This window comes from Streptomyces sp. NPDC006655 (assembly GCF_040703965.1).
In the GTDB taxonomy this organism is placed as follows: domain Bacteria; phylum Actinomycetota; class Actinomycetes; order Streptomycetales; family Streptomycetaceae; genus Streptomyces.
The window spans coordinates 12175-35758 of the sequence record NZ_JBEYJU010000013.1 but is presented as its reverse complement, the minus strand read 5'-3'; the positions used below and the strand labels follow the sequence as shown (position 1 = coordinate 35758).

18 protein-coding genes and 1 pseudogene are annotated in these 23584 nt (G+C 71.1%); 5 read left to right on the top strand and 14 right to left on the bottom strand.

Annotation, left to right across the window (positions count from 1 at the left end):
* Positions 1 to 5: 5 nt before the first annotated feature.
* The 7 genes from ccsB to hemL all read right to left on the bottom strand — a co-directional run bounded on the left by ccsB (position 6) and on the right by hemL (position 7667).
* Positions 6 to 1106, bottom strand: a complete 1101-nt coding sequence (ccsB, locus tag AB0958_RS10455) for a c-type cytochrome biogenesis protein CcsB (protein ID WP_358981156.1) — start codon at positions 1104 to 1106, stop codon at positions 6 to 8.
* Entirely contained in the window at positions 1103 to 2827 is a 1725-nt protein-coding gene (locus AB0958_RS10450) for a cytochrome c biogenesis protein ResB (RefSeq protein ID WP_366889944.1), read from the bottom strand. The genes ccsB and AB0958_RS10450 overlap by 4 nt, the downstream gene beginning before the upstream one ends.
* Before the next feature lie 3 nt (positions 2828 to 2830).
* On the bottom strand, positions 2831 to 3607 hold the full coding sequence (locus AB0958_RS10445; protein ID WP_366889943.1) for a cytochrome c biogenesis protein CcdA: 777 nt from the start codon (positions 3605 to 3607) through the stop codon (positions 2831 to 2833).
* A gap of 1 nt (position 3608) precedes the next feature.
* A complete protein-coding gene (locus AB0958_RS10440) occupies positions 3609 to 4199 on the bottom strand; it encodes a TlpA disulfide reductase family protein (RefSeq protein WP_366889941.1) in 591 nt (196 codons plus the stop codon).
* 66 nt (positions 4200 to 4265) lie between these two features.
* Positions 4266 to 5519: a hypothetical protein gene (locus AB0958_RS10435; protein WP_366889940.1), complete on the bottom strand. Its 1254-nt coding sequence runs from the start codon at positions 5517 to 5519 to the stop codon at positions 4266 to 4268.
* Between the two features lie 133 nt (positions 5520 to 5652).
* On the bottom strand, positions 5653 to 6342 hold the full coding sequence (locus AB0958_RS10430; RefSeq protein ID WP_366889939.1) for a histidine phosphatase family protein: 690 nt from the start codon (positions 6340 to 6342) through the stop codon (positions 5653 to 5655).
* Complete coding sequence (gene hemL / locus AB0958_RS10425; RefSeq protein WP_366889938.1) at positions 6339 to 7667, bottom strand: glutamate-1-semialdehyde 2,1-aminomutase; 1329 nt, start codon at positions 7665 to 7667, stop codon at positions 6339 to 6341. Before hemL ends, AB0958_RS10430 begins: the two co-directional genes overlap by 4 nt.
* Before the next feature lie 277 nt (positions 7668 to 7944).
* Here hemL and AB0958_RS10420 point away from each other — a divergent pair, with 277 nt between their 5' ends.
* A complete protein-coding gene (locus AB0958_RS10420) occupies positions 7945 to 8619 on the top strand; it encodes a hypothetical protein (RefSeq protein ID WP_207921793.1) in 675 nt (224 codons plus the stop codon).
* A 66-nt stretch (positions 8620 to 8685) separates the two neighbouring features.
* On the opposite strand, the pseudogene AB0958_RS10415 reads toward AB0958_RS10420, so the two are convergent.
* A pseudogene (locus AB0958_RS10415) lies at positions 8686 to 8925 on the bottom strand (site-specific integrase); the annotation flags it as partial.
* A gap of 602 nt (positions 8926 to 9527) precedes the next feature.
* Here AB0958_RS10415 and AB0958_RS10410 point away from each other — a divergent pair.
* The 3 genes from AB0958_RS10410 (at position 9528) to AB0958_RS10400 (ending at position 12498) form a co-directional block, all read left to right on the top strand.
* Positions 9528 to 10502 carry an STAS domain-containing protein gene (locus AB0958_RS10410; protein WP_366889937.1) on the top strand — a complete coding sequence of 325 codons (975 nt, stop codon included), beginning with the start codon at positions 9528 to 9530 and terminating at the stop codon, positions 10500 to 10502.
* 160 nt (positions 10503 to 10662) lie between these two features.
* On the top strand, positions 10663 to 11175 hold the full coding sequence (locus tag AB0958_RS10405; protein ID WP_366889936.1) for a DUF5994 family protein: 513 nt from the start codon (positions 10663 to 10665) through the stop codon (positions 11173 to 11175).
* 129 nt (positions 11176 to 11304) lie between these two features.
* Positions 11305 to 12498: a PP2C family protein-serine/threonine phosphatase gene (locus tag AB0958_RS10400; protein ID WP_366889935.1), complete on the top strand. Its 1194-nt coding sequence runs from the start codon at positions 11305 to 11307 to the stop codon at positions 12496 to 12498.
* Between the two features lie 445 nt (positions 12499 to 12943).
* On the opposite strand, the gene AB0958_RS10395 is transcribed toward AB0958_RS10400, so the two are convergent.
* Together AB0958_RS10395 and AB0958_RS10390 are read right to left on the bottom strand one after the other, a co-directional pair.
* Positions 12944 to 14401, bottom strand: coding sequence for an MFS transporter (locus AB0958_RS10395; protein ID WP_366889934.1), 1458 nt, complete (start codon positions 14399 to 14401; stop codon positions 12944 to 12946).
* Complete coding sequence (locus AB0958_RS10390; RefSeq protein ID WP_366889933.1) at positions 14398 to 15006, bottom strand: helix-turn-helix domain-containing protein; 609 nt, start codon at positions 15004 to 15006, stop codon at positions 14398 to 14400. Before AB0958_RS10390 ends, AB0958_RS10395 begins: the two co-directional genes overlap by 4 nt.
* 276 nt (positions 15007 to 15282) lie before the next feature.
* Between AB0958_RS10390 and AB0958_RS10385 the strand changes: the two genes are divergently transcribed.
* Positions 15283 to 15876 carry a TIGR00730 family Rossman fold protein gene (locus AB0958_RS10385; protein ID WP_366889932.1) on the top strand — a complete coding sequence of 198 codons (594 nt, stop codon included), beginning with the start codon at positions 15283 to 15285 and terminating at the stop codon, positions 15874 to 15876.
* Positions 15877 to 15953: 77 nt separating this feature from the next.
* Here AB0958_RS10385 and AB0958_RS10380 read toward each other — a convergent pair whose 3' ends face one another.
* The 4 genes from AB0958_RS10380 to AB0958_RS10365 are packed head-to-tail and all read right to left on the bottom strand — an operon-like array spanning position 15954 to position 23584.
* On the bottom strand, positions 15954 to 17204 hold the full coding sequence (locus AB0958_RS10380; protein WP_366889930.1) for a class I SAM-dependent methyltransferase: 1251 nt from the start codon (positions 17202 to 17204) through the stop codon (positions 15954 to 15956).
* Positions 17188 to 21213 carry an amino acid adenylation domain-containing protein gene (locus AB0958_RS10375; RefSeq protein ID WP_366889929.1) on the bottom strand — a complete coding sequence of 1342 codons (4026 nt, stop codon included), beginning with the start codon at positions 21211 to 21213 and terminating at the stop codon, positions 17188 to 17190. Before AB0958_RS10375 ends, AB0958_RS10380 begins: the two co-directional genes overlap by 17 nt.
* Positions 21210 to 22478: a Zn-dependent hydrolase gene (locus tag AB0958_RS10370; protein WP_366889928.1), complete on the bottom strand. Its 1269-nt coding sequence runs from the start codon at positions 22476 to 22478 to the stop codon at positions 21210 to 21212. Before AB0958_RS10370 ends, AB0958_RS10375 begins: the two co-directional genes overlap by 4 nt.
* A complete protein-coding gene (locus AB0958_RS10365; RefSeq protein WP_366889927.1) occupies positions 22475 to 23584 on the bottom strand; it encodes a branched-chain amino acid aminotransferase in 1110 nt (369 codons plus the stop codon). Before AB0958_RS10365 ends, AB0958_RS10370 begins: the two co-directional genes overlap by 4 nt.

Sequence of the window (23584 nt, the reverse complement as noted above, 5' to 3'; positions counted from 1 at the left end):
GTGACTCAGACGCCCGCGTACGAGTGCTTGCCGGTCACGAAGATGTTGACGCCGTAGTAGTTGAACAGCCAGCAGCCGAAGGCGATCATCGCCAGGTAGGCGGCCTTGCGGCCCTTCCAGCCGGCGGTGGCGCGGGCGTGCAGGTAGCAGGCGTAGGCGACCCAGGTGATGAAGGACCAGGTCTCCTTGGGGTCCCAGTTCCAGTACCGGCCCCAGGCGCTGCCCGCCCAGATCGCGCCCGCGATGATCGTGAAGGTCCAGAGGGGGAAGACGGCCGCGTTGACGCGGTACGCGAACTTGTCGAGGGACGCCGAGGCGGGCAGGCGCTCCAGGACCGAGGTGGCGAAGCTGCCGGGCTTGCCGCCGTTCTCCAGCTTGTTCTCGTAGGAGTCCTTGAAGAGGTACAGGATCGTGGCCACCGCGCCCACGTAGAAGACCGCGCCGCAGAAGATCGCCGTCGAGACGTGGATGTACAGCCAGTACGAGTGCAGGGCCGGGACCAGCGGCTCGCTCGCCGTGTAGAGGACGGTGACGGCGAGGCCGAGGTCGAGCAGGACCGTGGTGATCAGGAAGAGGCCGAGCCAGCGGACGTTCTTCTTCAGGGCCAGCAGGGTCAGGTAGACGGCGACCGCGACCGTGGAGAACGTGATGTTGAACTCGTACATGTTGCCCCACGGCGCCCGCTGCACGGAGGCCGCCCGGGTGATCACACCCGCCAGCTCCACCAGGAAGGCGAGGACCGTGAGGGAGATCGCGATCCGGCCGTAGAGGTCACCCTGCTCGTCGCCGCCGTGGGCGCCGGGGCCGTCCGGGACGTCCCGGGAGCCGGCCGCGGCGCGGACGACGACCTTCGGGCGCTCCAGCACCGCGGTGCCGCCGGCCTGCTTGACCGTGACGGCGGGGCCGGTGCGCTTCGCCTCCGCCGTGCTCGTGAGCGCGTTGGCGGTGCGCGCGACCCGGCTGCGGCTGCCCAGCAGCCACTCGAAGATGTAGGCGAAGAAGGCCAGTGTGTAGACGGCCATCGAGGAGTAGATGAGCGTGTTGCTCATGCTCGCGAGATGCTCGTTGGTCGCGCTGGCGAGCACGGTTGCGGCGGCTGAAGTCATCGCTTCTCAGGCCCTTCGGCAGGTACGACTTCGGGGTCGGGGGATGTGACGGGTTGGACGTCCTCGGGGTCGGGGGCCCCGGGCGCCTGGTCGTACAGGAGGCCGGCGAGGTCGCCCAGCTCCTCGGGCACCTTCGCGGACTCGCTACGGCCGAGACCGGCCATCTCGACCACGGTGACGCCGTCGGGGCCCGGCACCGCGCGCACCCAGACGCGGCGGCGCTGGATGAACAGGGAGGCGGCCAGGCCGAAGATCGCGGCGAGGGCGCCGGCGAGCGCCCAGCCGCTGCCGGGCTCCTGGACGATCTCGAAGCCGGCCCATTCCTTGACGCCCTTCTCGAACGTCACGGAACCGGCGCCGTTCGGCAGCTGCATGGTCTGGCCGGGCCTGAGGTTGTCGCGGAACTGCGCCCCCTTGGAGTCCTTGAACTCCTTCATGTGGGACTTGTCCAGCTGGTACACGCTCTGCGGGATGCCCGAGTCGACCCCGAGGTCACCGTGGTACGGCGTCAGGTTCAGCACCGGGTTGTCCAGCGCCGGGAAGCTGGACAGGACGGAGGAGCCGCCGCCGTAGGTGGGCAGGAAGAACAGGGAGATGCCGAGCTGCTCGCTGACGTTCTGGGCGTTCTTGTAGCCGTCCATCACCTTGAGCACGCCCTGGGAGGTGATGTTGCCGTCCAACGGGAGCAGCGGCACCGCGTCGCGGTAGACGACGTCGCCCTTGCCGTCGCGGACCGTGATGACGGGCGCGTAGCCGTGGCTGACGAGGTAGACCTTGGCGTCGTCGATGTGCAGCGGCTGGTTCACCTTGACGGTGGTCCGCTTCGACTTGCCGTACGCACCGTCGACGTAGTCGATGTCGGCGCTGAAGGTGGTCGGGGTGCCCTTGCTGGGGCCGCTGGTCTGGTAGCCGGCGCTGAAGTTGCGCAGGTGGAAGCTGAACGGCACCAGGTCGTCGGTGCTGAACATCGAACCGGACTTGAAGTCGTCGTACTGGATGATCGAGTTGGCGAACCCGTCGCCCTCGACGACCAGCTTGGTGCCGTCCGACTTGTACATCTGGCCGGAGGCGAAGGCGATCAGGAGGACGATCAGCGCGACGTGGAAGACCAGGTTGCCGAACTCGCGGACGTAGCCCTTCTCGGCGGCGACCGCGTCCCCGGCGATGTGCGAGCGGAAGCGCCGCTTCTTCAGCAGCCCGAGCGCGGCCTCGCGGACCTCCTCCGGCGCCGCGGCGGTGCGCCAGGTCGTGTAGGCGGGGAGCCGGTTCAGCCGCTTCGGGGCGCCCGGCGGGCGGCCGCGCAGCTGGCCCACGAACTGCCAGGCGCGCGGGATGATGCAGCCGACGAGGGAGACGAACAGCAGGATGTAGATCGCCGAGAACCACACCGAGCTGTAGACGTGGAAGAGGCCGAGCTTCTCGTAGACCGGCGCCAGCGTCTTGTGGGCCTTCTGGAAGTCGGCCACCTTGTTGATGTCGGCGCCGGTCTGCGGGATCAGCGAGCCCGGGATCGCGCCCAGCGACAGCAGCAGGAGCAGCAGCAGGGCGACGCGCATCGAGGTCAGCTGGCGCCAGAACCAGCGGGCCCAGCCGACCGGGCCGAGGCCGGGGACGACGGGCGGCTCGACCGGGGCGGTGGAGAGCTGCGAGCCCGCCTCGCCGAGGTCCGGCTCGGCGTTCTCACCGGTGTGGTCGGTGTGCTCGGTGTCGGTCTTGCTCATCGATCAGATCCCCACAGTGAAGCCGGCGGACCAGGACTGCATGTCCTGCACGAGACTGTCCCAGACACCCGTCAGCAGCAGCAGACCGGTCACGATCATCATCGTGCCGCCGATCCGCATCACCCATACGTAATGCCGCTTGACCCATCCGAAGGCGCCGAGCGCTTTCCGGAAGGCGATCGCGGTGAGCACGAAGGGCACACCGAGACCCAGGCAGTAGGCGACGGTCAGTATGGCACCGCGGCCCGCGCTGCCCTGCTGTGAGGACAGGCTCAGTACGGCAGCGAGCGTCGGGCCGATGCACGGGGTCCACCCGATCCCGAAGAGCGCGCCGAGCAGGGGCGCCCCGACCAGGCCAGCCACCGGTCGCCGGTGGAAGCGGAACTCGCGCTGGGTGAACCAGGGCATCAGGCCCATGAAGAACAGGCCCATGGCGATCATCAGGACGCCGAGCACCTTGTTGAGAGTGCCGGACTGCTCCTGGAGGTCCTGGCCGAAGTAGCCGAACAGGGCCCCGCTCGACACGAACACAACGGTGAAGCCGAGTACGAAGAGCGCGGCGCCGGACGCCATCCGGCCACGCCGGGCCTCCGCCAGGTCGGTACCGGCGACCCCCGTCACATAGGAGAGGTATCCGGGCACGAGCGGCAGCACGCACGGCGAGAAGAAGGAGACGAGCCCGCCGAGCAGGGCGACCGGCAGCGCGAGGAGCAGCGCGCCGTTCATGACGGTCGTGTTCGGTCCGTCCGTCGCGGCCGCGACGGTGAGGAGTGCGCTCACGTCACTTCTCCGCGACGACCGGCTTGAGCATCTTCAGCAGGTTCTCCTCGCTGAGCGCCGCCAGTGAGCGCGCCGCGACGTTCCCCTGCCGGTCGAGTACCAGGGTGGAGGGGATGGCCTGCGGGTTGAGCGTGCCCTTCTTGAAGCGGAGCATCAGCTTGCCCGTCGGGTCGTACAGGCTCGGGTAGTCGATGCCGTTCTGCTTCTCGAAGGCGACCGCGGAACCGGTGCTGGTGTCACGGGTGTTGATGCCGACGAACTGGACGCCCTTGTTCGCGTACGCCTTGGAGACGGAGGCGAAGTAGGGCGCCTCGGCGCGGCAGGGGCTGCACCAGGACCCCCACACGTTGATGACGACGACCTTGCCCTTGTAGCTCGCGACGTCCAGCGTGCTGCCGTCGATGGTCTTGCCGGACAGGTCGGGGGCCGCCGCGCGGTGTCCCTTCGCGACCGTGTCGATGCCGTTCTTGCCGGTGACGAAGTTGGTGTTGCCGCCTCCGCCGGAAGTGCCGCCGTTGCCGCACGCGGACAGGGTCAGGGCCGTCGCGGCAGCCATGGCGCCGAGCAGGAGGGCGCGGCTACGGGTACTCATGTGAAAAGTTTCGCATGCCCGTTCTGGGGATCTTGCGCACCCCCCTTGGTCCGGGAAAGGCCCTTTTCAGGCGGCGGTTCCCTGCTTGAGGAAGCCCTTCCAGCCGCCCGCGGGGCGCTGCCCCACGTCCAGGGTGCGCAGCTTGGCCAGGACCTCGGGCTTCTGTACGTCGATCCAGTCCACGAACTGCCGGAAGGAGACCATCCGCACGTCGGCGCCCTTCTCCTTCTCCCGGGCGATGTGCTTGAAGGCCTCCTCGACGGAGTCCATGTAGATGCCGCCGTTCCAGTGCTCGAAGTGGTTGCCTATGAAGAACGGCGCCCGGTTTGTCGTGTATGCCCGCTCGAATCCCGCTATGTACGCCTGGGCCGACTGCTTGCGCCAGGCCGGGTAGTTGTAGGCCGGGGCCTTGGTCGAGTTGACCGACTGGTTGGCGAGCATGTTGTAGTCCATGGACAGGACCTCGAAGCTGCGGCCGGGGAACGGCACCTGCTGGAGCGGCAGGTCCCAGATGCCGAGCTTCTTCTGGGGCCAGACCTGACGGCCGCCGGGCGAGGAGGCGTCGTAGCGCCAGCCCAGCTGGCGGGCGGTGGGCAGCAGGTTGTTCTGGCCGAGGAGACAGGGCGTACGGCCGCCGACCAGCTCCTTGTCGTAGTCGAAGGGGAGCGCGGGCAGGTCGGTCCAGCCGGTGTTGGTCCGCCACTCCTTCACGAACGCCTTCGCCTGCCGTATCTCGCTGAGCCACTGCTTGGGCGTCCAGTTGCCGACGGTGCCGTGGCCGGAGCAGAAGTGGCCGTTGAAGTGGGTGCCTATCTCGTGCCCCTCGAGCCAGGCGCGGCGGACGTTGGTGAGCGTCGACTTGATGTGCTCGTCGGTGAGGTAGCCGATGTCGGAGGCGCCGCGGGGGTTGTTCGGGGGCTCGTAGAGCCGCTTCTTCGACTCGGGGAGCAGGTAGAGACCCGAGAGGAAGAAGGTCATGGACGCGCCGTGCTGCTTCGCCAGGTCGAGGAAGCGCGGGAAGAGGCCGTTGCCGACCTCGCCCGCACCGTCCCAGGAGAAGATCACGAACTGCGGCGGCGTCTGGCCGGGTTCCAGCGGCTCGGGGGCGGCGGGCTGGTGGGGCTGCTTGCCCGTGCGGGAGGTGGAGCCGTCGCCGATGGGGTGGGCGGTCGCGGTGGGCTTCTGCGAGGGCTGGTCGCCGGAACCGCCGGCGTGGTTCCGGCCGTCCGACGGTGCCTGCGTGCCACAGGCGGTGAGGCCGAGTCCGGCCGCGGCGCCCGCGCCGACGCCGAGTAGTCCCCTTCGGGTGAAGGTCCGCATGGTTCCCCGATTCGTCACGTCCTCTGGTGGTCACCCACTCAGAGGGCGCGACGAACGGGGCGGTTCCGAAAGGAACCGCATATTTTAAGACTAATTTCATGCAGCAAGGTTTGAGGGCTCGTGCACGAGCACCTCACGCCCCGAAGGCTTTGCCCTGCCCCTGCCCCTGCCCCGGCTGGGCCCCGGCCCTCAGGTGGACCGGCACCAGATCGATCGCGGGCTCGCTGTACCCGACGGAGATGATCCGGTCGCCCTCGTACGTGAACGTCGTCAGGGACGCCAGGGTGCACTGCCGCTTGCGCGGGTCGTGCCACAGCCGGCGCTTCTCCACGTACGACCGCAGGATCCAGATCGGCAGCTGGTGGCTGACCAGCACGGCCTCATGGCCGCGCGCCCGGTCCCGGGCCGCGTCCAGCGCGCCCTTCATCCGCACGACCTGCTCGACGTACGGCTCGCCCCAGGACGGCTTGAACGGGTTGACCAGGTACTTCCAGTTGGCGGGGTTCTTCAGCGCCCCGTCGCCGACCCCGAAGGTCTTGCCCTGGAAGATGTTCTCCGCCTCGATCAGCCGCCCGTCCGTGGCCAGGTCGAGGCCGTGCGCCTTGGCGATCGGGGTCGCGGTCTCCTGCGCCCGCTCCAGCGGGGACGCGACGACGTGGACGACGTCCCGGGACGAGAGGTGCTCGGCGACCCGGTCGGCCATCTGCCGCCCCAGCTCGGAGAGGTGGTAGCCGGGAAGTCTCCCGTACAGCACCCCCTGCGGGTTCTCGACCTCGCCGTGCCGCATCACGTGGACGACGGTGATGTCCTGCTGCTCGCTCATGCTGCCGTGGCCTCCGCGGCCGCTCGGGCCGCCGCCGGGAGGGCGTCGGCGATCTTCTGGATGGCCCGGTCGTCGTGGGCCGTGGAGACGAACCAGGACTCGAAGGACGACGGCGGCAGGTAGACGCCGTGGGAGAGGAGGGAGTGGAAGAACGCCGTGAACCGGAAGGAGTCCTGGCGGCGCGCGTCCTCGTAGTTGCGCACCGGGCGGTTGGTGAAGAAGACGGAGAACATGTTGGAGGCGGTCTGAAGCTGGTGCGCGACGCCCTCCTTGCTCAGCGCCTCGGTGACCAGCGCCTGGATCTGCTCGGAGACGGAGTCGACCTTGGCGTAGGCCGCGTCGTCGAGCAGTCGCAGCTGGGCGAGCCCGGCGGCGGTGGCGACGGGGTTCCCGGAGAGGGTGCCGGCCTGGTAGACGGGGCCGGCCGGGGCGAGGTGCGCCATGACGTCCGCCCGGCCGCCGAAGGCGGCGGCGGGGAACCCGCCTCCCATCACCTTGCCGAAGGTCATCAGGTCGGGGACCACGCCGTCGACCCCGAACCAGCCGGCCCGGCTGGTCCGGAACCCGGTCATGACCTCGTCGGAGATGTAGAGCGCGCCGTTCTCCCGGCAGGCGTTCTTGAGCCCCTGGTTGAACCCGGGCCCCGGCGGCACGACGCCCATGTTCCCCGGCGAGGCCTCGGTGATCACGCAGGCGATCTCACCGGGGTGCCGGTGGAAGGCCTCCTGGACGGCTTCGAGATCGTTGTACGGCAGCACGATCGTGTCCCCGGCCTGCGCACCGGTGACACCGGGCGTGTCGGGGAGCGCGAAGGTGGCCACGCCGGAGCCGGCGGCGGCGAGCAGGCTGTCGACGTGCCCGTGGTAGCAGCCGGCGAACTTGATCACCTTGGTGCGCCGGGTGAAGCCGCGGGCGAGCCGGATGGCGGACATGGTCGCCTCCGTGCCGCTGCTGACCAGCCGCACCTGCTCCAGGGGCTCGATCCGGGCGACCATCTCCTCCGCGAGGGCGACCTCGCCCTCACCGGGCGTGCCGAAGGAGGTCCCGCGGGCGACCGCCTCCTGGACGGCGGCGATGACCTCGGGGTGCGAGTGCCCCAGGATCATCGGCCCCCAGGAACACACGAGGTCGACGTACTCCCGCCCGTCGGCGTCGGTGAGGTAGGCGCCCTTGCCGGACACCATGAAACGGGGGGTGCCGCCGACGGCGCGGAAGGCGCGCACCGGCGAGTTCACGCCGCCGGGCGTGACGGCGGAGGCGCGGTCGAAGAGCGCCTGTGAGACGGGCGCGTCGTAGGGATAGGGCGTTTCGCTCTGTGCACTCATGACGTGCGACTTCTCCGACTTCTCGGACTCCGGTTGCTCGTGACCTCCTCAGGGTAGGCCGAGGTGGCTGTTCTCCCCGCAGGGGTCGGGGCATCTGCGAGACTGTGATCCGATACACCCAGCTCGTCCGGTACGCAGGTGGCCGGAGGCTGTAAAGATCCTGCGGACTGGTGTTTCGACGCACGTTTCGGCGGGCGGCCGTGGGGGAGGTCACTGACACGATGATCGGGTTGCGCGGCGGGGGCCACGCGTCCTAGAAAAGCAGTCGGGTGGAGATATGCATCGCGGTGGCGGACTGGGCGAGGGGACGGATGACCTGGGTCCTCGACGTGCCCGGCAGGGAAGGCACCGGCGCGACGCGGAGGAAGCGGCGGAAGCAGCACGTCGGGAACAGGGCGGCGTACCGGGTGAGTCCGATCGGCGTGATCGACGTATGGATCAGCGGGACCAGAGGGCCCGGCGGATCGATCGCGGAATCGACCGTCCCGAGACCGGGAGCAGGAATGGTGGTCGGGTGGGGGTGACGTACAAGTACTTCGGCGCACCGGACGGCGCGACCGCGGCCCGTGTCCCGATCTCCATGCGTCCCGAGGAACTCGGCGGCGACGAGCTCGGCATGAACGGCATGTTCACGAAGATCAAGCCGGAGACGATGGCCGCGATGGTGCTGACGGGCATCGAAGGCGTGCCGCTGCACAAGGTGCCCCCGCTGGAGCTGGTCGTCCTGCACCCCGACTACGCGGTGGTCAAGCTCCCCATGACGGTGGTCGACCCCCTGCGCGGCGTGGGCGAGGAAGCGGTCGGCGCGGCGGCCTTCATCTGGTCGACGGTCCCGGACCGGGGCGGCCCGAGGGACGCGTTCAACGTGTACCAACTGCTGCACGAGTGGCAGGACTTCAGCCATCGGTTGCATGAGGCGGGACATCAGCCTTATTGCCTTGTGTGGCCCTGACCTGGGGTTTCAGGGGATTCGGGCGGGGTTTCTGACCCCGCCCTCGTCATGTGCGGAGAGAGGCCGTCAAGCGGCCAGGGCACATTGAGGGCACTTGGGTTTCGCCGGGGGCACTGATGTGCCCTGAGTGCCGGGCCGGTCGTCCCCGCCTTCGGCCTCGGCTTCTGCGAAGACGAAGACGTCGTCGATCGCCTTGCGGGTGCGGGTCTCGCTGGACGGCAGCAGATGCGTGTACGTCCGCAGCGTGAAGCCCGGGTCCGAGTGGCCGAGGTACTCGGAGAGCGCTTTGATGCTCTCCCCCGCGTCCGGGACCGCATCCTTCTGGCGTGGGACGTTTCGCTCGGATGGGTTCGGAGACCCGGTGAGCGGAGGTCGCGTCGCGTGCGGGTTCGGAAGTGAGCTGGCATTCAATTCGTCCACCCGCTCTGCCGTCCGGCTTCGATCGCGGGCGGCAGCGCTGTGCTGTGTTCAGGGAACTGCGCGGCGGCCAGTGCTGGTCCCGGAGCCGGCGCGCATCCTGTGGCACCTGCCGCGACAGGTCAGGGGCGGGGTGGCACCCTGCCGCGACAGGTCAGGGGCGGGGTGGCACCCTGCCGCGACAGGTCAGGGGCGGGGTGGCACCCCTGCCCTTACCCCGTCGGCCCTCGGCTGTGAGGTGCGCGTCCTTCGACGCAGCCGCTTCCGGTTGCGGCCGACGTACGGTTGAAGTACCGAGGGCATCACGCACTCCGGCCCCCACACCGGGTCGTCCTCGGGGAGAGACGAGTGAATCCGAGCCGCCCTCGTGGTCGGCGCGGAGACGGGTCGGCACCATGTCCGCCGCGGTCGAAACAACTCAGCGAGCTCATCACGGCAGGAGCCGCGCTGAGCGCCCGCGCAGGTCCGCGACCCCGCCGAGGAGAGACGTGGTGGCCCTTTCCCGGCTGGACATCCATCGGCGGAACCGAGGAGAGCGAACGCTCGTCACGCTTGCCGGCGACATCGGGCCGACCACCACGCCGCTGCTACGGGCCGCAGTGGAGCAGTGTCTGCTGGACGGCGTCACCGAGATCGACCTCGACCTGACCACGGTCGGCTCCTGCGACGCCAGGGGCTTGGACGTGCTCCTGTCGGCAGCACGGCGCGCGGGCCGGGTCCACGCTCGCCTGCGGCTGCACCATCCGTGCGCTCAGATCGCCCGGCTCCTCGATGCCACCGGATCGACTTCGCTGCTCCTTACGGCCCCCGTGAGTTCCGTGCCGCCCACCGCATCCGGCGACCTCATGAGTACCGCGACGCGGGCGCCCGAGGACCCCGCTCGTCGGCCGGACCAGCCCGTCCTCAGGGACGGTATCCGCCTTCGCCGACTGACCCGCTGGCAGGCGGAAGACATGCGCGAGGACATCGCCGACCTGGCTGCGGAGTCCGTCGCGGGCACCGTCGGAGAGGCATACCACGACCGCGGAGACTTCCTGCACCGCTTGGCGGTCACCGCCCACCGCCCCGGCTTCGCCCTGCTGGTCGCCGAGACGACGGTGCTGGTCGGTTGCGCCTTCGGTTTTCCGGCGGGCTCTGACGGCTCCGACGGCCGGCAGGGGTGCGGAACGCTCCAGGAAATCATCCAGCGGCTCACTTCCCGGGCACGGTTCGTCGTCCTCACCCAGGTCGTGGCCCATCCGCACGCTCAACACCGCGACATCGCCCGCCGGCTGCAACAGCGTCTGCTCACAGACCTGCACTCCTCCCTCGGGGTCACCCTGCTGCATCCTGCCGACCAGGCAGGACAAGCCGCCTTCTCGTCCTGGGGCTGGCAGAACATGGGGGAGGTCGTGGGGCTGCACGGCGCCGCCGCCCCCTGCGTGCTGACCTTGTCCGCCGAAGGACAGCCCTTGGCACGCCGGTGATGCGGCAGTGCGATGGCTGCGCGCCACACCGCCTGCCACAGCCGGGAGTAATCTGAGACATACCGAGAACTTCCGGGCGCACGATGACGGCGGCGCCGTTCCCGGCGAGTGACACGACACGGGCAGCCGGAAACCGCACGGCCCGGAACGGGATCGCACGATGAACGCCATCACAGAGCCCGCCGAGGCTACGGCACCAGGTGACGGACACTCCTACCGCATGCCCTTGCCCCGGCTGCGCCTCACGCCGGACGTCAGCCATGGCCCGCTGGACGGCGCATGGTGGCCGCGCTGCGACGCACTGGAACTGGAGCTGCCCGTACTGGTCGGCTCCTTGGATCCGGGCATCGGCACCATCACCCGCGTGACCGTGGGGACGGCCGCTTGGCCCGATGCCCCGCAGGAGGTGATGGCACCCGGCCACGTGATCGAGGTGGTGCTGACCGATTCCGCCGCCGAGGCGCATGCCGTCACCGTGGACTGCGGCACCGTGGGGCGCTGGGAACTGCTGGTGATCCCCCCGGACGAGCCGGCCCGAGTGGCCACCCGGCTGCTGACCGCTGCTGCCGACCCCGCGAACCCCCTGTCGGCTCCGCGCCTGCTGGCACTCGCCGAGAGCGGCCTCGACGGACAGGACACATGGGAGTCGGAAGGAGGAGCCGGACCCAGCTGAGCAACCCGGCCGGCTCCGACCGACCGGCGGGCCGGGCATCCACGACCGCATGATGGAGCCATGGCACCGACAGATCCGTTGTCATCCCGGCACGCCCCCGCCCGAAGTGTGACCGCGGAAGGTGAGGCGATGACAGCAGGACGGCGCCCGGACCGATCCGAAAGCCTCGGGGAAGCGCTCCTCGGAAAGATCCTCGACAGCGCACACGAACTCCCGCCCCATCTCATCGGGCCCCTGGTCGCCGACGTGGTGGACCGGCTCGGTGGCCGCCGTCCGCAGGTGCTGTTGCAGGACTACGGCCAGTTGGTGCTCGTACCGCTGCCCGGTGAGGGACTCACCGGCGGGGAACCCCAGGTGATCGACGACTCCGAGGCGGGCCGCTGCTTTCTCGACGCCGTCCCTGTCGAGGTGCCCCAGGAGGACGGCGTCCGGGTCCATCTGCCCTTGCTGGACGGCGGTGACCAGGTGGGGGTCATGGCGGTGACGCTGGACAGCGTCGATGACGACGACCGCCGCCTGCTGCTCAGAATCTCCGGCCTGGTGGCCGACCTTCTGGTGACCAAGCACGGCTATTCCGACCTGTTCTTCGACGTCCGACGCGATGAGGGGATGAGCGTCGCCGCGGAGATCCAGTGGTCCCTGCTGCCACCGCTGGCCATGATCATGCCCCGGGTCGCCGTCGCCGGGATCCTGGAACCCGCCTACGACGTGGGCGGCGACAGCTTCGACTACGCGCTGAACGGCGACGTCCTCCACGTGGTCATGATCGACGCGATGGGGCACGGACTGGACGCGGCCACGATGGCCACCGTGGCCATCGGCGCCTACCGCCACGCCCGCCGCGCCGGCATCGGGCTGTCGGAGATCTACGCGTTCATGGACCGCGCCGTGGCCGAGCAGTTCGGTCCCGAGCATTTCGTCACCGTGCAGATGCTGCAGCTGGACACAACGACGGGACGGGTGCAGTGGGTCAACGCCGGACACCCACCGCCGATCCTCGTCCGTGGCCACCGCGTCGCGCAGCGTCTGGTCGCCCCGACGACCCTTCCCGTCGGCCTGGGTGGTTCGGAGCCTCGGGTGAGCGAGCTGGGGCTGGTGCCCGGGGACCGCGTCCTCTGCTTCACCGACGGAGTGGTCGAGGAACACAAGAGCGGCGGGGAGGAGTTCGGGGAGGACCAGCTGATCGACTGTGTGAACCATCTGCAGAGGACCGGCCGCGGGGTCCGGGCGGTCACGCGCTCCCTGTCCCACACACTCAAACGGGCTCGGGGCGGACAGACCAGCGACGACGCGACGCTGCTCATGGTGGAGTGGCGCGGCTGACCTCTCGTCCCCGCCGTCCGTCACCGTTGCGCGGCGGCAGGTACCGCACATCCGTGCGGCCACTGCCCCTGCGGGTGTCGCACACGAGGTGCGTCGGCAGTGCAGGCGACCACGGCCACGCAGGGGGAGCGACTCGGCCGCTCCACGGCTCAACTCAGGGACGTTCCAGGGCACATCCAGGGCACATGAGCCTGGGAAACGGCGTTGACCCGTGAGAACTACCGAGAGGAGTTTTCCCAGGTCAACGTATATTTCCCCGCGAAACCGCAGGTCAGCCCCCTCCCGCCCCCAATCGCTGCACGAGTGGCAGGACTTCTCACACCGGCTGCATGAGGCGGGGCACCAGCCGTATTGCTTGGTGTGGCCGTGAGCTGAGTTTCCTCCCGAGGTGGGCGGCCGAGGTCTTCGGGCCTCGCCCTTTTTGGTGGTGGTACGGGCCGCGGTGCTATCCGTGCGGGTCGGGCAGCGGTGCCTGCGCGGGGGCGGGGGGCGTGGCGGTCGCCGGGGTCTCCGGGGTGTTGCGGGCGCCCAGTACGAGCAGGGCCATCAGGCCGGCGGCCAGGTAGAGCACGGCCTGCGCGTTCAGCAGCGGTACCGGGCCCAGGCGGTCGGCGAGCAGGCCCGCGAGGGCCATGCCGATGGCCTGCGCGCCGTTGGACACGGTGTAGAAGGAGCCGAGTGCCCGGCCCAGGTGGTCGGCGGGGACCCGCTGCTGGACCATCCCGAGCACCCCGGCGTAGTAGACGCCACCGGGCAGGCCCACCACGGCGAACAGGGCGACGTACACGCCGAAGGCGGTCGTGACCATCGGCGCGTTCCAGATCAGCAGCGCCAGTCCGGAGAAGGACAGCGCTCCCCAGGTGATCAGCGGCCTCGGGTGCACGCGGGTGCCCAGGAAGCCCAGCGCCAGGCCGCCCGCGATGCCGCCGATGCCCTGGATGCTGCGCAGCAGGCCGATCTCGGCGTCGGTGCCGTGCAGGGTGGTGGCGACGAAGACGACGAACAGAACGACGAACAGGCCCTGGCCTACGGCGCAGAGGATGGCCGCGAGGAAGGACACGCGCAGGCGGCGGTCGCCGGTGATCACCGCGACGCCTTCGCGCCAGTGCCGGAACATCCGGCCGGGGCCCGCGGCAGCCGCAGGGTCGGTCGCCTCGGCGCGCTGGGCCCTCTCGTCGGCCGCCGGGCCCGCGGACGTCGACGTGGACATCGGTCCCGCCGGCGCGCTCCCTGTCGCGGTCGCCTCCGACCCGGGCCTGACCGGCGCGCGTTCGGGCCGACGGATCCGGCTGACCACCCCGGCCGTCAGGAGCAGGCCGATGACCGAGCCCGCCGCCACCGGGCGCAGTCCCCCGGCGACCACGATGCCGCCGAGCAGACTGCCGCCCAGGCGGCCGAGGTTGGAGTTCAGGACGACCAGGTTGCTGGCCGCCGCGCTCTGCCCGGGCTCCACGAGGTCGGGCAGCAGCGCGTTCTTCGACGTCAGGACGAACTGTGCGCACACCGCGCGCCCCGCGATCACCGCGTAGACGAGCCACAACTGGTCGCCGGAGGTGACCGGAAGGAGGAGGGCCGCCAGGGCCGCGTGCAGCAGCGTGCAGACGAGCAGCAGCCTCTTGCGGTCGTACCGGTCCGCGGCGATCCCGGCGAGGGAGCCGACGAGGACGCCCGGGGCGAGTTCGATCAGGAAGGCGACGGACGTCGTCATCGCCGACTCGGTCATGCGGTAGACGAAGATCGGGATGGCGGTGACCAGCATCCAGTCGATCGTGTCGTCGAGCAGCCCGGCCGCCCATAAGGTGCGGAAGCGCGGGTTGCGTATCGGGGAGTTCGCGGAGTTCCGCAGGGACTCGGCGGTACCGGCGGACGCGGTCCGCTTCCTCCGGCGCAGTTCGGGGGTCAACTCTGCTCCTTGGGCCGGCGGAACGCCTGGACGCTGAAGCTGATCTCGGCCGCGTCGGGCGGCACGTCACGGCGGTTGGCGATGATGTACGGGCGTACCAGCAGGTCGATCACCGAGGTCAGGTGGAGGAGTTCGTCCGGCGTGAGGGCGAGTGCGTAGGAGTCGAACACCGCCGCCCGCTGCCACGGCTCCTCCAGTGAGGCGAAGTCGGCGAGGAAGTGCCGCACGAGGCGGGTGAGTTCGCCCAGCTCGGCCCCGACGACCGCCGAGTGGGCGGCGAGCGACTCGGGGCCCTGGCCGTCCGGCAGGAAGTCGAAACCGGTGGCGACCGCGCGCCACGGCCGGTCGCGGGCGTCGGAGCCGTCCTCCGCCTCGACGCGCTCCACGAGTCCGTACCGGTGGAGCAGGCGGAGGTGGTAGCTGCAGTTGGAGGCCGAGTCGTCGACCGCCTCCGCGCAGCGGCTCGCGGTGTCCGGTCCCTTGCGCATGAGGTGGTGCAGCAGGCGAAGGCGCAGGGGGTGCGCGAAGGCTCCCAGGACGCGCACATCGGTGATCGGGACCCGTCCGGGACCGGCAACGGAGTTCGCTCGGGATGTGAAAGACATCTTTCAATACTGCGCCGGGATGCCATCGGGCGCAAGGCGTCACCCTCGGGACACGGCCACATCGGCGCCCTTTTGGGGTGATGTGCCCCTGTTCGCTCGCGCCAGAACCAGGGCTTTCGCCCGACTTGAAATATATATTTCACTGCGTGGAAACGACCGGACGACGTGGGGTCCTCCCCCTCGGGTGGAAATATGCCGGTGCGCAGCGAGATTCCCGGGGAATTCCTCTAGCCTGCCGAAGAGAACCCGACCACCGTCTTAGGAAGGGAATTCAACATGGCTTTTCCCACATCGAGCTCGCGGCGCGTCGGCGTGCTCTGCGGTTCGCGCGGCGGCCGTACGCCGCACTACGTGGAGACGGCGACCGCGCTCGGCGAGGGGCTCGGGCTCCGTGGTGCCGATCTGGTCTACGGTGCGGGCGGCGCCGGCGTCATGGGCGCCGTCTCCCAGGCCGCGCACCGGTCCGGAGCCAAGGTGACCGGGGTGATCCCGCACGCGCTGCACGAGCGCGAGCGGGCGGTCGAGGCGTGCGGCGAGATCTTCGTGGTGCCCAGCATGCACGAGCGCAAGGCGCTGATGTACCGGCTGTCGGACGCGTTCCTGGTGCTGCCGGGTGGATTCGGCACGCTCGACGAGCTGATGGAGGTGGCTACCTGGAACCAGTTGGGATATCACCGGAAGCCGATTGTCCTCGTCGATGTCCGGGAATTCTTCCAGCCGCTGATATCAATGCTGGACCGCATGTGCGAGGAAGGTTTCTTCACACCCCGGGAACGTTCCATCGTCAAGGTCGCCGACACTCCGGATGCGGCGCTCGACCTGCTGGGACTCCCCCGCCCGGCGCCCGTGACCCAGATGGCCCCCGCCTGAGCGGGAGGAAGGGCAAGGGGGTGGGCCCCACACCGGTCGGTGTGGGGCCCACCCCCTTGCCTCCCGTCCGCGGACGCCTACGCTCCCGACGGGGCTGACACGGCCCGCAGATGCGGGAACGACGGGGTGGTGAGCCGGATGCGCAGGTCGCGCAGTTCGTCGCGGTCCGGCACTCCGCCGCGGTCGGTGAGCAGCTCACGGACCGTGCGTTCGCCGTCCGCCACGTCCGGCAGCCACGGCACGACCGGCGCGGGGCCGGCGACCAGTGGCTGGGGGGCGTCCAGCGGCTGGTAGCCGCCCGCGCGTCCCATCACCCACACCCGCTCGCTCGTCGTCACGGGGACGAACGCGGTGTCCAGGAACGCCTCGTCGCGGTCCGACTCGCGCAGGGCGGGCCACGGGTTGTCCGTGCGGCGCAGGTAGAACCACAGGAGCGGGCTTCGGTCGACGCTCAGCGCCTGGGTGACCTGCCAGCGCTCCACCTCGGTCAACCTGTCGGTCTGGCGCCTGAGTTGTGCGTCGCCGCAGGGCACCCGCCAGTCGTACAGGTCGAGGCCGGTGGCGAGCGGGCTGGCGCAGGGTGCCTCCAGGGCGAGCCCGGCCGCGCCTGCCGTCTCGTGCAGGGTACGGACGGTGAAGTTGCGCTCGCAGGGGTTGAGCCAGCTGTCCGCGAACTGCTCCTCCGGCTCCCCGAGGTCGGCGCGCAGCTGGCGGGTGAGTTCGCTGTCGCGGGTGAGGGAGCCGGCGACGCGGCGGGCGAACCAGAGGTCCTGTTCGCGTCCGAGCAGCCGCATCGCCTCCTGGAACGCGGTGATCTCGCGCCGGTGGTAGGCGTTGTAGACCATGAGTTCCAGGACGCCGGTCGGTTTCAGGGCGGCGGCGAGGCGGCCGAGGAGCATCCCGGGGTCGGGGTGGTGGTGGATCACCCCGGTGCACACGACGTAGTCGAACTCCTCCCGGTACGGCGCGTCGCTTATGCCCTCCTCGCGCAGGGTCAGGTTGGTCGCGCCGATCTGGTCACGTGCGGTGCGGCACAGGTCCAGGGAGTCCGTGGAGACGTCGCTGCCGACGACCTCGGCGGCGGGGAAGCGCAGGGCGACGATCAGCGCCTGGTTGACGCCGCAGCCGGGCACCCACACGCGGGCGTCACGCGGCAGGCGCCGGTGGGTGAAGTCACCCAGCTCCTGTGCGAGCAGGTCGGGATGGAGAGCCGGGTCGTCGGGTGCGGTGAGACGGGTGGCGTGCCAGGGGTAGGGGAACTCGGAGTAGAACTCGCCGATGATCTGTTCGGCTTCCGTGCCGGCGGCCCTGTCAGCGTGCGTGGTCATCGCGTGCCTTCCCTCCCCGGGCGATCAGTTCCCGCAGCGCCGCCGCCGAGGAGGCCGCGGCGGGCAGTTGCATCATTCCCAGGTGGTCGCCGCCCACCTGGATGTGCTTGACCGGTCCCCCGGCGTGCTCCTGCCACTGCGCCACGAGGAGGATCTGGTCGTCGCCGTCCTTCTCCTGGGAGGTCAGGACGGTCATCGGGCCGTCGTAGAAGCCGACTTCGTAACCGCCGAGCGTCTCGAGCTGGCGTTGCCAGATGAGCAGCACGTCCTGGGGGAAGAGGGAGTAGTCGCGGCAGGTGGCGGGGTCGATGCCCATGGCCTGGAACAGGTCGCCGCGCAGCACCGCCTGGAACTCCGTCTCCCGCTCCTCGTCGTCTGCCAGACCCAGCCTGGTCCGGATACGGCGCAGTTGGCGTACATAGCCGCGCCAGCGGGTGTTCTCGTGCGGGGTGGAAGGGTCGAGCAGCACCAGGTGGGCGACGTCCCCGCCGAGCGCGCGGAGCTGCCGGGCGGTCTCGAACGCGGTGACCCCGCCCGCCGACCAGCCGACCACGTTGACCGGACCGGACACGGTGTCGTGGATCTCCGCGGCGTAGCGGGCGGCGGTGTCCTCCAGGCGGTCGTCGCCGTCGGGGTCCTCGCCGCGCAGTGCCCCGAGGGTGAGCCCGTACAGCGGTCCCTCGCCGCGCAGGATCTCGACGATGTGGCGGTAGCAGAAGACCGTGCCGCCCAGGGGGTGGACGAACACCGTGGGCACGCCGTCGCCGTCGGGGGCGAGCGGCGCCAGGCTGCGGCCGCCGCCGGACGGCTGCGCGGTCTCGCCGAGCGCGGCGGCGATCCCGGCGACCGTCGGGTCCTGGAGGAAGCGGGCGAAGGTGAGCTGGGCGCCGAGCAGGCCGCGCAGGCGGGCGACCACGGTCAGGACGAGCAGGGAGTTGCCGCCGAGGCCGAAGAAGTTGTCGTCCGGGCCGAACGCGTCGGGGGCGAGGCCCAGGACCTCCGCCCACGCCCGGGTGACGGCTTCCTCGGCGGGCGTGCGCGGGCCGCGGGGCGCGCCGGTGGCCCCGCCGCCCCACTCGGGCTCGGGCAGGGCCGCCCGGTCGACCTTGCCGTTGGCGTTGAGCGGAATGGCCGCGAGCTCCAGGATCCGGGCGGGCACGAGATGCGCGGGCAGGGTGCGGGCGAGTTCGGCGCGCAGGGCGGCGGCGTCGAAGGCACTGCCCGGCTCCGGCACGACGTGCGCGACCAGGGCGGGGGCGCCGGCGGGCGTGTCGGCGGTGACCACGAGGGCCTGGCGGACGCCGGGGGCCGCGACGAGGGCGGCCTCGACCTCCCCCGGTTCGACCCGGTAACCGTTGATCTTGACCTGGTGGTCGGACCTGCCGAGGAACTCCGCCTGCCCGTCGGGCAGCCAGCGGCCGAGGTCGCCGGTGCGGTAGAGCCGTGCGCCGGGCGGGCCGTACGGGTCGTCGACGAACCGCTCGGCCGTGGCAGCGGGCCGGTTCGCGTAGCCGCGGGCGACGCAGGCCCCGCCGATGTGGATCTCGCCGACGACACCGGGTGGCACGGGTGCGCCGTCGCCGTCCAGGACGTGGAGCGTCGTGTTGGGGATGGGCCGTCCGATGGGCAGGGTGGCCGGTGCGTCGGCCTCGCGCGCTCCCGGGGCGGCGGGGGGCGGTATCTCGTACGCGCTGTTGGCCACGGTCGCCTCGGTCGGTCCGTACTCGTTGAGCAGCGGTATGTCGGGGGCGAGCGCGCGCCAGGCGGCGAGGGCCGCGGGCGGGAACGCGTCGGCGCCGACGACGAGCAGCCGGGCCAGGCCGCGGGCCTGCGCGGGGGTGAGCTGGGCGGTGAGCAGTTCCAGATGGCCCGGGGTCAGCTTGATGAAACTGTAGGGGGCTCCGCCCGCGAGGACCTCGCCGAGGCGGTCCGGCGGAAGACCGTCCGGGGCCAGGGCGACGGACTGGCCGGTGAGCAGGGGGGTGTACAGGTCGGGCACCACCATGTCGAAGGCCATGGAGGAGAAGAGCGGGGCACCGCCGTCGCCCTCGGCCGCGTACCGGCTCACGCACCAGGCGAGGAAGTTGGCGAGCCCGCGGTGCTCCACGAGCACGCCCTTGGGCCTGCCGGTCGAGCCGGAGGTGTGGATGACGTACGCGAGCGCGCCGGCGTCCGGCCCTCCGGGCAGGTCGCTCTCGGCGTGGGCGGCGACGGCGGGCCACGCCTCGTCGAGCACGACCACGTCGCCGCCGAGGGCCGCGGCCCGTCCTGCCAGGGCCGACTCGGTGACGACCAGGCGCGCGTCGGTGTCCTCGACGACGAAGGCCAGCCGGGGGTCGGGGAAGGCCGGGTCGAGCGGTACGTACGCGGCGCCGGCCTTCCACACGGCGAGGCAGGCGACGACGAGGTCCGGCGAGCGGCGCAGGAGCAGCGCGACCCGGTCGTGCGCGGCCACCCCCTGGTCCACCAGGTAGCGGGCCAGCCGGTTGGCCCGGCCGTTCAGCTCCGCGTACGTCAACGTACGCGTCCCCTCGCCGAGTTCGCGTACGGCCACGGCCTCGGGGGTGCGGCGGACCTGTTCTTCGAAGAGCCGGTGCGCGCACCGGTCATCGAACGGGGCGCTGCCTCCGTCGGCGAACCGCTCCAGCACCTCGGCGCGGCGGTGCTCCGGCATGACGGGCAGGTCGGTGAGGGGGGTGTCGGGCGTCGCGAGGGCGCGGTCGAGCAGCGCGGTGAAGCCTTCGGCCAGCGCGCGGGCGCCGGTGGCGTCGCAGACGGCGGTGCGGTAGGTGAACTCGCCGGTCAGGCCCTCGGCGTCGGGCCTCAGCACGAGCATCAGGTCGGTCTTGGGCGCGTGGTCGGGGAAGGGGAACGCGGTCGCCGCGCAGCCGGGCAGGCGCAGGGCGGGCGCCGTGTCGTGGTCGAGTTCGAAGAACACGTTGAACAGCGGGTTGCGCAGCCCGGAGGAGGCGGCGGTGCGCACGGTGTCCAGGACGTCCTCGAACGGCACCCGTACGTGCTCGAAGGCGTCGAGCACGGTGTCGGTCACCGTGTCCGTGGCGTCCCGGAAGGTGAGGTCCGCCCGGACGCCGGTGCGCAGGGCGAGGGTGTTGAACAGGGGGCCGACGGCCTGGCGCGCTTCCTCGGTCAGCCGGGTGGACGCGGTCGTGCCGACGGTGACCTCCTCGGTGCGGCACAGCCGCGCGAGCAGGGCGGCGTACGCGGTGAGCAGGACGGCGTAGCGCGTGGTGTGCGCCTCGCGGGCGTACGCGTCGACCCGCCGGACCAGGGGCGCGGACAACGCGAAGCGGTGTCCGGCCCCGTCGCGGTCCGTGCGACCGGGGGTACCGGTCAGGGGCAGCGCCAGGGGCAGCGCGCCGTCGAGGCGACGGCTCCAGTAGGCGAGTCCTTCGGCCTGTTCCTCCTCGGAGACCGTGGCGTGGCGGAAGTACTCGGGGGTGTCGTCGGACGGGAACGGCCGCGGGGCCGGCTGCGTCGCCGGGGACGGGCCGGCGCCGGTGCGGTGCGCATAGGCGCGGCTCCAGGCGTCGTACAGGATCTGCACGGAGTCGCCGTCGCAGACGGCGTGGTGCAGGTGGAGTGCGACGACGTGGTCCTCGGGGCCGAGGCGTACCAGCATGGCGCGCAGCAGGGGGCCGTTCTCCAGGTCGAAGGGGACGCGTGCGGCGGCGGCGACGCGGTCCCGCGCGGTGTCCTCGGCGGTGGTCGCGGGCAGGGTGCCGAGGTCGGTCTCCGCAAGCGGGGCGGCGAGGTCCGGATCGGCCACCAGGGAGAGGCCGTTGTGGCCGTAGCGCGCGAAACGGGAGCGCAGCAGGGGTTGTTCGGCGAGTACGTCGCCGAGTGCGGCGCGCAGTGCGCTCCGGTCCAGGGGCCCGGTCAGTCGTACGGCGGTGGAGACGGTGAACTCGGAGCCGATCGGGTCGAGTTGGGAGGCCAGCCACATGCCCCGCTGGATGGGGTGGGCGGGCTGCCGGGTCGCGGTGGTCATGACGTCGTTCCCTCCAGGAGGGCGCAGCCGAGCAGGACGTCGGCGCCCCGGACGAGGTCGGCGGGCGCGGTGCGTTCGTAGGGGACGTGGCTCGCGCCCTCCTCGCTGGGCACGAAGATCATGCCGGTGGGGGCGATGCGGGCCATCCACTGGGCGTCGTGTCCGGCCCCGCTGGGCAGGGTGAGGCTGGACAGGCCGAGGGCGTCGGTGGCGCGGCGCACGGTGTCCCGCCGGTCCGGGTCGCAGGGGGTGGGGCTCACCCGTTGCACCTCGGTGACGTCGACGCAGGTTCCGGTGGCTCGGGCGGCGTCTTCGCCCAGGACCCGCAGCCGGTCGAGGCCGGCCTCCAGGTTGTCCTCGGACATGTCGCGCAGGTCGACGACGAGCGTGGCCCCACCCGGGACGACGTTCCACGCGCCGGGCGAGACCCGGCAGTCGCCGACGGTGGCGACCCTGACCACGCCGTCGGTGCCGGTGAGTCCGGGGACGCCGACGGTGATCCGGGCCGCGGCGAGCAGCGCGTCGTGGCGGTCGGCCATGGGGGTGGTGCCCGCGTGGTTGGCCTGGCCCCGGACGGTGACCTCGGCGGTGAGGCGCCCGGAGATGCCCTCGACGATGCCGATCTCGGCGCCGGAGCCGATGAGCACCGGCCCCTGTTCTATGTGCAGTTCGAGGTAGGCGGCGACGGAGCCGGCGCTCCGCCGGACGTCGTCGACGCGCAGGCTGTCGCCTCCGGCGGCGTCCAGGACCTGGGCGAGCGGGCGGTCCTCCCCGGCGACGGGCAGTTCCAGTTCGCCGGGGGTGAGGCAGCCGGCGACGGCGCGGGAGCCGAACATGGCGGGGGTGCCGGTGGTGCCCTCCTCGTTGCTGAACGCCATCACCGTCAGCGGCCGGTCGAGCGGGGTGCCGCGTTCGTGCAGCGTGCGGGCGGCCTCGACGGCCGCGAGGACGCCGTACGCCCCGTCGTAGGCGCCGCCGCCGGGGACGGTGTCGAGGTGGGAGCCGAGCACCAGCGTCGGGGCGTCCGGGTCGCGGCCCGGACGCGTGCCGACGAGGTTGGCGGCGGCGTCCACGTGGACCGTGAGTCCGGCCTCGCGCATCAGCCCGGCCACGAACTCCTGTCCCTTGACGTCCTCGTGGGTGAAGGCGCGACGCGTCACGCCGCCGTCGCCGGTCGCACCGATGGCGCGCAGCCGCTCCAGGGTGTCCAGCAGCCGGGCCGCGTCGACGCGCGCCGGACTGAGCGAGGTGGTGGTCGTGGTCATCGCCGTGCCCCTGTCGTCGTGGAGTGCCGCCAGCCGTGGACGTCGGGGATCAGCCCGTGGTGGTGGGCGAGCAGCCGCTCCTTGACGGCGCTGGTGACGGGTCCCGTGGTGCCGTCTCCGACGGTCCACTCGCGGTCGCCGTCGCGGACGCGTCCGACGGCCGTGACGACGGCGGCCGTGCCGCACCCGAACGTCTCGGTGATCAGTCCCGACGCGCACCCCTCGCGCCATTCGTCCAGGGCCACGGGCTCCTCACTGACGCGGTGGCCGAGTTCGGTGGCGACGGCGATGACCGAGTCGCGGGTGATGCCGGGCAGGAAGTTGCCGTTCAGCGGCGGGGTGACGACGGTGAGGTCGTCGCCGCTGCCGCGTACGAAGAACAGGTTGGCGCTGCCCATCTCCTCCACCCAGCGGCGCTCCACGGCGTCCAGCCACACCACCTGCTGGCAGCCGGCCCGGCCGGCGGCGAGCTGGGCGGGCATGGTGGGCGCGTAGTTGCCGGGTGTCTTGGCGCTTCCCGTCCCGCCGGGGAAGGCACGGGCGTAGTCGCGGCAGACCCACGCGCAGACGCCGTCGGGGCTGTCCCCGAAGTAGCTGCCGATCAGGAAGGAGATGACGACGACGGTGTACTCGCGGGCGGGGCGCGGCACCACGTTGGCCTCGGAGGCGAACATGTACGGCCGCAGGTACAGGCTGTACCCGGGGCGGTCCGGGACGACGTCGGTGTTCGCCTCGACGAGCCGGTCCAGGGCGTCGACGAAGAGGTCGTCGGGCAGCTCGGGCATGGCCAGGCGGCGGGCCGAGCTCCGGAAGCGACGGGCGTGGTCGCGGGGCCGGAAGACGGCGAAGGAGCCGTCGGGCTGGCGGTGCGCCTTGAGCCCTTCGATGATGGACTGGCCGTAGTTGAGCGCGGCGGTCGCCGGGGAGACGGACAGGTTCTCGTGCGGGCCGAGCCGGGGCGCGGTCCAGCCGTCGTCCTCGGTCCACCGCAGCGTCACCATGTGCGGGGTGAAGTCGCCTATCTCCGCCTTCCCGATGCCGGACTCGCCCGGCGAGGTCGCGCCGGCGGCGTGAGTGGGTGCGGGTGCGGCACTGCTGACGGTCAT

Excerpts from the sequence above, each read along its gene's own strand:
- ccsB (WP_358981156.1), bottom strand. The coding sequence starts at position 1,106 with ATGACTTCAGCCGCCGCAACCGTGCTCGCCAGCGCGACCAACGAGCAT.
- AB0958_RS10450 (WP_366889944.1), bottom strand. The coding sequence starts at position 2,827 with ATGAGCAAGACCGACACCGAGCACACCGACCACACCGGTGAGAACGCC.
- AB0958_RS10440 (WP_366889941.1), bottom strand. The coding sequence starts at position 4,199 with ATGAGTACCCGTAGCCGCGCCCTCCTGCTCGGCGCCATGGCTGCCGCG.
- AB0958_RS10435 (WP_366889940.1), bottom strand. The coding sequence starts at position 5,519 with ATGCGGACCTTCACCCGAAGGGGACTACTCGGCGTCGGCGCGGGCGCC.
- AB0958_RS10430 (WP_366889939.1), bottom strand. The coding sequence starts at position 6,342 with ATGAGCGAGCAGCAGGACATCACCGTCGTCCACGTGATGCGGCACGGC.
- hemL (WP_366889938.1), bottom strand. The coding sequence starts at position 7,667 with ATGAGTGCACAGAGCGAAACGCCCTATCCCTACGACGCGCCCGTCTCA.
- AB0958_RS10420 (WP_207921793.1), top strand. The coding sequence starts at position 7,945 with ATGCATCGCGGTGGCGGACTGGGCGAGGGGACGGATGACCTGGGTCCT.
- AB0958_RS10405 (WP_366889936.1), top strand. The coding sequence starts at position 10,663 with ATGAACGCCATCACAGAGCCCGCCGAGGCTACGGCACCAGGTGACGGA.
- AB0958_RS10400 (WP_366889935.1), top strand. The coding sequence starts at position 11,305 with ATGACAGCAGGACGGCGCCCGGACCGATCCGAAAGCCTCGGGGAAGCG.
- AB0958_RS10390 (WP_366889933.1), bottom strand. The coding sequence starts at position 15,006 with ATGTCTTTCACATCCCGAGCGAACTCCGTTGCCGGTCCCGGACGGGTC.
- AB0958_RS10385 (WP_366889932.1), top strand. The coding sequence starts at position 15,283 with ATGGCTTTTCCCACATCGAGCTCGCGGCGCGTCGGCGTGCTCTGCGGT.
- AB0958_RS10380 (WP_366889930.1), bottom strand. The coding sequence starts at position 17,204 with ATGACCACGCACGCTGACAGGGCCGCCGGCACGGAAGCCGAACAGATC.
- AB0958_RS10375 (WP_366889929.1), bottom strand. The coding sequence starts at position 21,213 with ATGACCACCGCGACCCGGCAGCCCGCCCACCCCATCCAGCGGGGCATG.
- AB0958_RS10370 (WP_366889928.1), bottom strand. The coding sequence starts at position 22,478 with ATGACCACGACCACCACCTCGCTCAGTCCGGCGCGCGTCGACGCGGCC.
- AB0958_RS10365 (WP_366889927.1), bottom strand. The coding sequence starts at position 23,584 with ATGACCGTCAGCAGTGCCGCACCCGCACCCACTCACGCCGCCGGCGCG.